At 53.9% G+C, this 1019-nt stretch carries 2 tRNA genes and 1 rRNA gene; all 3 read left to right on the top strand.

Annotated elements, in window-relative coordinates:
* Positions 1 to 152 (top strand): 16S ribosomal RNA (locus AC1DIX_RS27380); the annotation flags it as partial.
* 238 nt (positions 153 to 390) lie between these two features.
* Positions 391 to 467, top strand: a tRNA-Ile gene (locus AC1DIX_RS27375).
* Between the two features lie 117 nt (positions 468 to 584).
* Positions 585 to 660, top strand: a tRNA-Ala gene (locus AC1DIX_RS27370).
* Positions 661 to 1019 lie beyond the last annotated feature (359 nt).

The following is a 1019-nucleotide window of genomic DNA, read 5'->3' as shown; positions in this document are numbered from 1 at the left end:
TGTACACACCGCCCGTCACACCATGGGAGTTGGTTTTACCCGAAGGTAGTGCGCTAACCGCAAGGAGGCAGCTAACCACGGTAGGGTCAGCGACTGGGRTGAAGTCGTAACAAGGTAGCCGTAGGGGAACCTGCGGCTGGATCACCTCCTTTCTAAGGAAGCTGTGGAATTGGTAAGACGACAGGCTGGATCTTCGGATCTCCCCTGTATGAACCTTCCCGTGCTTTTTAGAACATAGATGGCACCAGTCAGGTGACCATCGAAACGCAATACGCCTGCAGATCTGCTACGCAGACAGCGGGTATGGCGAACTGCGCCGTCCACGTTTCTCTTTCTTCATGAAGACAAAAAACCGCGCTTGTTCAGTTGATGCTGGACCGGTTCCCGAATGGGCCCGTAGCTCAGTTGGTTAGAGCACACGCTTGATAAGCGTGGGGTCGGAAGTTCAAGTCTTCCCGGGCCCACCATTTACCTTTGGTGAGTGATGGACTGGGAATTGATTGGGATTGCTGGCGCGGGTCACGCTTAACAAGCGCGAGTTTTGCCGAACTCTTGTTCTGACGAACAGGGGTGATCGAGCTGGAGGGGCTGTAGCTCAGCTGGGAGAGCACCTGCTTTGCAAGCAGGGGGTCAGCGGTTCGATCCCGCTCAGCTCCACCAAATCGATGGTGTCGAGCCTGAGGGTTTTGATGGCAATGTCTTCTGAAGAAAATACAAGTTTGCATCGGCTTCGGCCGGATGCCTGTTCTGCATATATCGTGAAGAGAAGATTGATCTGGAGGCTTCCAGGTGTTGGGTTCTGCCCAATGTCCGAGCCCAGTTCCAATGACGTCGTGGATGGCCTAGCCGGCTGGAAACGAAAGAGGGGCTGGAGGTAGGAAGGAAGCTTGTCGCTCTGAGTTGATCATTGTTGCCGTCCTTCGGGATGGTTCTGATGATGACTTGATGACCGTTGCCTGACCGCGCGGTCCCGGATTTAATCTCGAGAAGCTGGTCTTAAAGATGAGATTGCAAGTGAA

This window comes from Massilia sp. 05N420 (genome assembly GCF_056397205.1).
Note: the sequence above shows the minus strand (reverse complement) of the source record. Positions and strands in the feature narration are given on the sequence as shown.